Genomic DNA, 6515 nt, shown 5'->3' with positions numbered 1-6515 from the left:
AATCATCAACCGAATGGGTTTCAACAACGGTGGTGTACTCGAAGCGGTCGAACGATTAAAGAAAAACAACGGAGTTCTAATAGGCGGAAACATTGGTAAAAATAAACTCACTCCAAATGAAAACGCCACTTCCGATTACGAAATTTGTTTTGATGCTTTATACGATTATGTCGATTATTTTGTAGTAAATGTAAGTTCGCCTAACACACCAAATCTTCGTGAACTACAAGAAAAAGAGCCATTAACACAATTGTTAAACACGCTTCAAAATAAAAACATCCAAAGATGTCACACTGAGCGTAGGCGAAGTGCAAAACCTATTTTACTAAAAATTGCTCCAGATTTAACAAACGAACAACTTTTAGATATTATCGATATTGTAAAAACCACTAAAATTGCAGGTGTAATTGCAACCAACACTACCATTTCTCGTGAAGGTTTACAATCTATAAATCGAATCGAAATGGGTGGATTATCAGGAAAACCACTCACCAAACGCTCTACCGAAGTAATACGTTTCCTTTCGGAAAAAAGTAACAAAGCATTTCCAATTATTGGAGTTGGAGGAATACATTCTGTGCAAGATGCTATCGAAAAACTAGAAGCAGGAGCAAGTCTAATTCAGCTTTATACAGGTTTTATTTACGAAGGACCAGCATTAGTAAAAGCAATTAATAAAGCAGTTCTTAAAAAAAGTTTGTAACTTTACCACTTTGCCTTTTTAAATGAACCAACCAATAAAAATTATCGAATGTCCTCGTGATGCCATGCAAGGTATCAAAGCTTTTATTCCTACCGAGAAAAAAGTGGCCTATATTCAATCGCTTTTACGAGTAGGTTTCGACACCATCGATTTTGGAAGTTTTGTTTCTGCAAAAGCCATTCCTCAAATGCAAGACACCGTCGAAGTCTTGGCACAACTCGATTTGTCACAAACGCAAAGTAAATTATTGGCTATTATTGCCAACACACAAGGTGCTGAAAACGCTTCTGTCCATAAAGAAATTCAATATTTGGGATTTCCATTTTCTATTTCAGAGAATTTCCAAATGCGAAATACCCACAAAACCATTGCGGAATCACTTGTTACTTTACAAGAAATTTTAAACATTGCCGACAAAACAAATAAAGAAGTAGTTACCTATATTTCTATGGGATTTGGGAATCCTTATGGCGACCCTTGGAATGTTGAAATTGTAGGAGAATGGACAGAAAAGTTAGCCAATATGGGCGTAAAAATCCTTTCTCTTTCGGATACTGTAGGGTCATCAACACCAGAAGTAATTAGTTATTTGTTCTCAAATTTAATACCCAAATATCCAAATATCGATTTTGGTGCCCATTTGCATACTACGCCGGATAAATGGCATGAGAAAATCGATGCAGCTTACAAAGCAGGTTGTCGCCGCTATGATGGCGCAATTCAAGGTTTTGGTGGTTGTCCCATGGCAAAAGATGATTTAACAGGAAATATGCCAACAGAAAAATTGTTGTCTTATTTTACTACCCAAAAGGAAAATACAAATACCAGTCCAATGAGTTTCGAAAGCGCTTATAATGTTGCTTCTAGGTTATTTTTGGAATATCACTAAAAGTAAATATAGAAAATATTTCTTTCAGGTTTTCAGGTTTTTTATTAGATAGAATGTTTTTTGTAACCCTCAAATATAAGTACATCATAATTGAAAAAATTATTACCACGAATTGTTTTCCAACAATGCTTGAAACTAATAAATTATAACCATTACTTAGTGAAAAAAGGTTTATTCCATAAAACACTAAAGAATCAAATAATGAAATTAACGAAAGTGGAATAAAAATTTTTAAAATCAAATATTTATCGTTTAATTTTAAATTCAAAAACTCGTATATTATTATTAAAAAAACAGAATCTATATACAATAAACATGTTCCTGTCATAAAAATAACAATATCTAGATTTAAAATAGACTCTAAAAATTTTACATTAGTAGAATTATTATCCAATGTGAGTTGTAAACTTGAAAAAACAGATAATATGGTAATGACTATATTAGAAATCATCAAACCAAATATTAAAGCTCTAGTTTTTGCTAAATTTTCTGAATGAAAAATGAGTAATATAGCAAAAAGAGAAGAAGTGAATAAGATAGATGATCCAGGAGAAACCACAAATTCGTTAAAAATTTTATTATAAACGCTTGAGGCTAATAAACTTTGAAAAAATTGAATTGAACCAATAAATATAAATAATAAACCAATTCCAAAATATTTTCTTAAACGATGTAATAATAAAATTACAAGGCCAACAAAAATAGTTTCAAAAATAAAAATGTATAAAGGATTCATAACTCGAAATTATTTAGACAAAAATAGATAATAATTAATCATTTTTTTTACAGCTATTAGTATTTTATAAATCTTGTAGTAATTTACACATAAGTTCGTCTTATATCCCTGTCCAGTTCATACACTTTATTGTTCCAAAAAAACGGGATAATAAAAAATTAATTCAATTGGGCTTAAATTATCAGTAATAAAAGGGATTAAAATTTCCCAATTACCAATCCAATCATCATTGCAATACCAAAACTAAGCATTGTTCCAATAAGCACATATTCAGTCTTAATTGTGTTAGTATCTTTATATCTCAATATTGATTTTGCAGCAATAAGGAATCCAACTACTTCCAGCTTTCCAATAATTACAAAGGTTAATACCAAGATTCGTTCTAAAATTCCAATTAGTTTTCCAGCATTTTTAAGTTCGGCACTAGTATCCGAAATGCTTTCAATTTTACCTGCAACAAGTGTTTCTCTAATAAAAATATTGGCAGGTTTTAAACAAATTAAATAACCAAGAATAATTACTAGCCATTTTATATCAATAGGGATATTCCAGATTGTATTTGATTCAAAATACTGATTAAATATACGAACAAATAAGCCAATTATTGCTAAATGCAAAATTTGATCTATAAAAAAGGAGAACCTACTCGTATTCAAATTCTTTTTCAATCCATCAATTACATAATGAAGGATTGATATTGTTAAAGAACAAAAAACAAAGTTTATATCAAACGACAAAAACCACGAACAAATAAAAGTAATGAAGGCATGTTTTAATAAAAATTGACTTTTAAAACCATTTTCATTTTTCTCTTTTGCACTAGCATCTGTCTGAAAAAAATAATCACTCATTATATGGGCTATTATTTGTAAAATAAGCAGTTTTAACATCATGATTTAATTTCTTTAAAAATAGAACTAAAATATACCACAGATTTTTCAATTGCATTCCAGCCAATACTCGTAAGTTGTTTGTTTACTGTTGGTTGTTTCACTCCAATTTGAGTAGCGATTTCTTGTTCACTAAATCCCAATATACGAAGATATAAAATTTTGCATTGTTTTGCTGTTGCATTACTCACTAAAACATCTAATAAAGCTACAATGCAATTTATATTCTCATTCAATTTTTCGTTATTGGAGTTAAAAAAAATTGTATTTTTTATTACAATTCGTTCTTTGTCGTAAGTAGTACGTTCTTCGCTAATTCTTCTTCCCGAAAAGTAAATTGCTTCACCATCTATAACTCCGTTTAACTTGTCATATCTAGTCAGTTCGCCGTATCCAATTGCTAATCTAATACCATGATTTTTAAAATATTTACCTCGTACGGAATCGATATTTGTATTTAAAACAATAGCTTTTATATAGCTTTTTATTATGATTGTAATTGCTAAAGCATCTTCAGGATTTTCGATTACCATTTCTAAATAATCACCTTTTATAATTCTTCCATAAATAGAAAAGTTATTTTCTAATATCGAAATTAATGTCTTTAACTCCAATTCTAAAATAGATTTGGCTTCGTTAGTCAAGCTAGTAGAAGCAATAATATCTCCAGATAAAACTATTTTTTTACTCATCTTTATGATTTTAGAATAACAAATATAGCTTTTTTTTGCTATAAATAGCATTTATACCCTTTTTTAGTTATAAATTATATTTATAGCCTTTTTTAGCTATACTATTAAATTATGATTAATTCAAAACTGATTTAATTTTTAAATCTGAAATCTAAAATTAAAACACTATATTTGCACGCAATTTAACTACAACTACAAATTGCACATGAAAGCACACATTTCTAAAATCATTGGAGAAGGACTAACTTACGATGATGTATTACTTATCCCAAGTTATTCAGAGATATTGCCGCGCGAAGTAAGTATCAAAACACATTTTTCTAGAAACATAACACTAAACACACCAGTTGTTTCCGCAGCTATGGACACTGTGACCGAAAGTGCTATGGCAATAGCAATGGCACAAGAAGGCGGAATAGGAGTTTTGCATAAAAACATGACTATCGAGCAACAAGCAGGAGAAGTAAGAAAAGTAAAACGTGCCGAATCAGGTATGATAATAGATCCGGTTACCTTGCCATTATCAGCAACCGTAGCAGACGCTAAACAAGTAATGCGTGAATTTGGTATTGGAGGTATTCCAATTGTAGATGAAAATCAAACACTAAAAGGAATCGTAACCAACCGTGATTTGCGTTTCGAAAAAAATAATAATAGACTGATAACCGAAGTAATGACATCAGAAAATTTGGTTACAGCAGCTGTAGGAACATCTTTGCAAGAAGCAGAAATAATTTTACAAGGACACAAAATCGAAAAATTATTGGTCGTAGATCCAAATAATAAATTAGTAGGTTTAATCACTTTTAGAGATATTACAAAATTAACTCAAAAACCAAATGCCAACAAAGATAAGTTTGGTCGTTTGCGTGTTGCGGCAGCACTAGGGGTTACTGCCGATGCTGTAGAAAGAGCCACAGCTTTAGTAAATGCAGGTGTCGATGCAGTAATTATAGACACAGCCCACGGACATACAAAAGGTGTGGTTGATGTTTTAAAACTAGTAAAAGCAAAATTCCCAGATTTAGATGTAGTAGTAGGGAATATTGCTACGCCAGAAGCAGCTTTATATTTAGCCCAAAATGGTGCCGATGCTGTTAAAGTAGGAATTGGACCAGGTTCTATATGTACAACTCGTGTAGTTGCAGGAGTAGGATTCCCTCAATTTTCTGCAGTATTAGAAGTTGCAGCAGCGCTAAAAGGAACTGGAGTTCCGGTAATTGCCGATGGTGGAATTCGTTACACAGGTGACATTCCTAAAGCCATTGCAGCTGGTGCAGATTGTGTAATGTTGGGTTCACTTCTAGCAGGAACTAAAGAATCTCCGGGAGAAACTATCATTTTTGAAGGTAGAAAATTCAAATCATATCGAGGAATGGGTTCTGTTGAAGCAATGCAAGAAGGATCGAAAGACCGTTATTTCCAAGACGTAGAAGACGATATCAAAAAATTAGTTCCCGAAGGAATTGTAGGTCGTGTACCATATAAAGGAGAATTGAACGAAAGTATGCAACAATTTGTTGGCGGACTTCGCGCAGGAATGGGTTATTGTGGTTCTAAAGACATTGCGACACTACAAGAAACTGGACGTTTTGTAAGAATTACGACTAGCGGAATAGGGGAAAGTCATCCACATAATGTGACTATCACTAAGGAAGCACCTAATTATTCGAGATAATTAAAATATCCAATTATGCAACTCGTATTTGCCTCAAACAATAAAAATAAAATACAAGAAATACAAAGTATGCTTCCTGAAAGCATCAAAATACTAAGTCTTTCGGATATTGGCTGTCACGAGGATATTCCCGAAACAGCCAATACCATCGAAGGCAATGCCATACTAAAAGCGAATTATGTCACTCAAAAATATGGTTACGATTGTTTTGCTGATGATACAGGACTTGAAGTGGAAATGCTAAATGGAGAGCCAGGCGTATTCTCTGCTCGTTATGCTGGCGAACAGCGTAATGATAACGATAATATGGATAAATTGTTAGCCGAATTAAACAATAAAACCAATAGAAATGCCCAATTCAAAACTGTTATTTGTTTAAATATTAATGGCGAACAGCATTTATTTACAGGAATTGCCAAAGGAGAAATTACTAAAGAGAAGCTTGGGAATCAAGGTTTTGGCTATGATCCTATCTTTCAACCTGAAGGTTATCAACATACGTTTGCTCAAATTTCGCTCGAAGAAAAAGTAAATATAAGCCATCGTGGCAAAGCTACAAGAACGCTTATTACCTTCTTGAAAAAGTAACTTATTGATTTTCAATTGTTAATAAATTTTTAATTCTCGATTTAACATTAGTTTATCTCGTTTATTCGATGTACTTTTGCACCGAATTTAAAAATAAATAATGAACAAATTTGAACAATTAGGATTGACAGAATCGCTACTACGTGCGATTATCGATCTAGGATTTGAGAATCCGACCGAAGTACAAGAGAAAGCGATTCCGATGCTATTGGAAAAAGACATTGATTTAGTTGCGTTGGCTCAGACAGGGACAGGGAAAACGGCAGCTTTTGGTTTTCCAGTCATTCAAAAAATTGATGCCAACAATAGAAATACACAGGCGTTAATTTTATCACCTAC

8 protein-coding genes are annotated in these 6515 nt (G+C 32.3%); 5 read left to right on the top strand and 3 right to left on the bottom strand.

What is annotated here, in order from left to right:
* The coding region (locus tag ACH2BP_RS00745; protein ID WP_395056042.1) for a quinone-dependent dihydroorotate dehydrogenase at positions 1–703 on the top strand (703 nt) is incomplete at its 5' end.
* A 22-nt stretch (positions 704–725) separates the two neighbouring features.
* Positions 726–1592, top strand: a complete 867-nt coding sequence (locus ACH2BP_RS00740) for a hydroxymethylglutaryl-CoA lyase (protein ID WP_395056040.1) — start codon at positions 726–728, stop codon at positions 1590–1592.
* Here ACH2BP_RS00740 and ACH2BP_RS00735 read toward each other — a convergent pair.
* The 3 genes from ACH2BP_RS00735 to ACH2BP_RS00725 all read right to left on the bottom strand — a co-directional run bounded on the left by ACH2BP_RS00735 (position 1567) and on the right by ACH2BP_RS00725 (position 3910).
* Positions 1567–2328, bottom strand: a complete 762-nt coding sequence (locus ACH2BP_RS00735; RefSeq protein ID WP_395056038.1) for a hypothetical protein — start codon at positions 2326–2328, stop codon at positions 1567–1569. The two genes, ACH2BP_RS00740 and ACH2BP_RS00735, sit on opposite strands and share 26 nt — an antisense overlap.
* A 197-nt stretch (positions 2329–2525) precedes the next feature.
* Positions 2526–3218, bottom strand: coding sequence for a DUF3307 domain-containing protein (locus tag ACH2BP_RS00730; protein ID WP_395056044.1), 693 nt, complete (start codon positions 3216–3218; stop codon positions 2526–2528).
* The gene (locus ACH2BP_RS00725) at positions 3218–3910 is read right to left on the bottom strand and encodes a helix-turn-helix transcriptional regulator (protein WP_395056036.1); all 693 of its coding nucleotides are present in this window, start codon (positions 3908–3910) and stop codon (positions 3218–3220) included. Before ACH2BP_RS00725 ends, ACH2BP_RS00730 begins: the two co-directional genes overlap by 1 nt.
* A 205-nt stretch (positions 3911–4115) precedes the next feature.
* Here ACH2BP_RS00725 and guaB point away from each other — a divergent pair, with 205 nt between their 5' ends.
* The 3 genes from guaB to ACH2BP_RS00710 form a co-directional block, all read left to right on the top strand.
* Entirely contained in the window at positions 4116–5588 is a 1473-nt protein-coding gene (gene guaB, locus ACH2BP_RS00720; protein ID WP_395056034.1) for an IMP dehydrogenase, read from the top strand.
* A gap of 15 nt (positions 5589–5603) precedes the next feature.
* Positions 5604–6176 carry a non-canonical purine NTP diphosphatase gene (locus ACH2BP_RS00715; RefSeq protein ID WP_395056032.1) on the top strand — a complete coding sequence of 191 codons (573 nt, stop codon included), beginning with the start codon at positions 5604–5606 and terminating at the stop codon, positions 6174–6176.
* 100 nt (positions 6177–6276) lie between these two features.
* On the top strand, positions 6277–6515 hold a 239-nt coding region (locus tag ACH2BP_RS00710; RefSeq protein WP_395056030.1), incomplete at its 3' end, for a DEAD/DEAH box helicase.

The organism is Flavobacterium sp., from assembly GCF_043756175.1.
GTDB lineage: Bacteria > Bacteroidota > Bacteroidia > Flavobacteriales > Flavobacteriaceae > Flavobacterium.
This window is presented reverse-complemented; position numbering and strand designations above follow the sequence as displayed.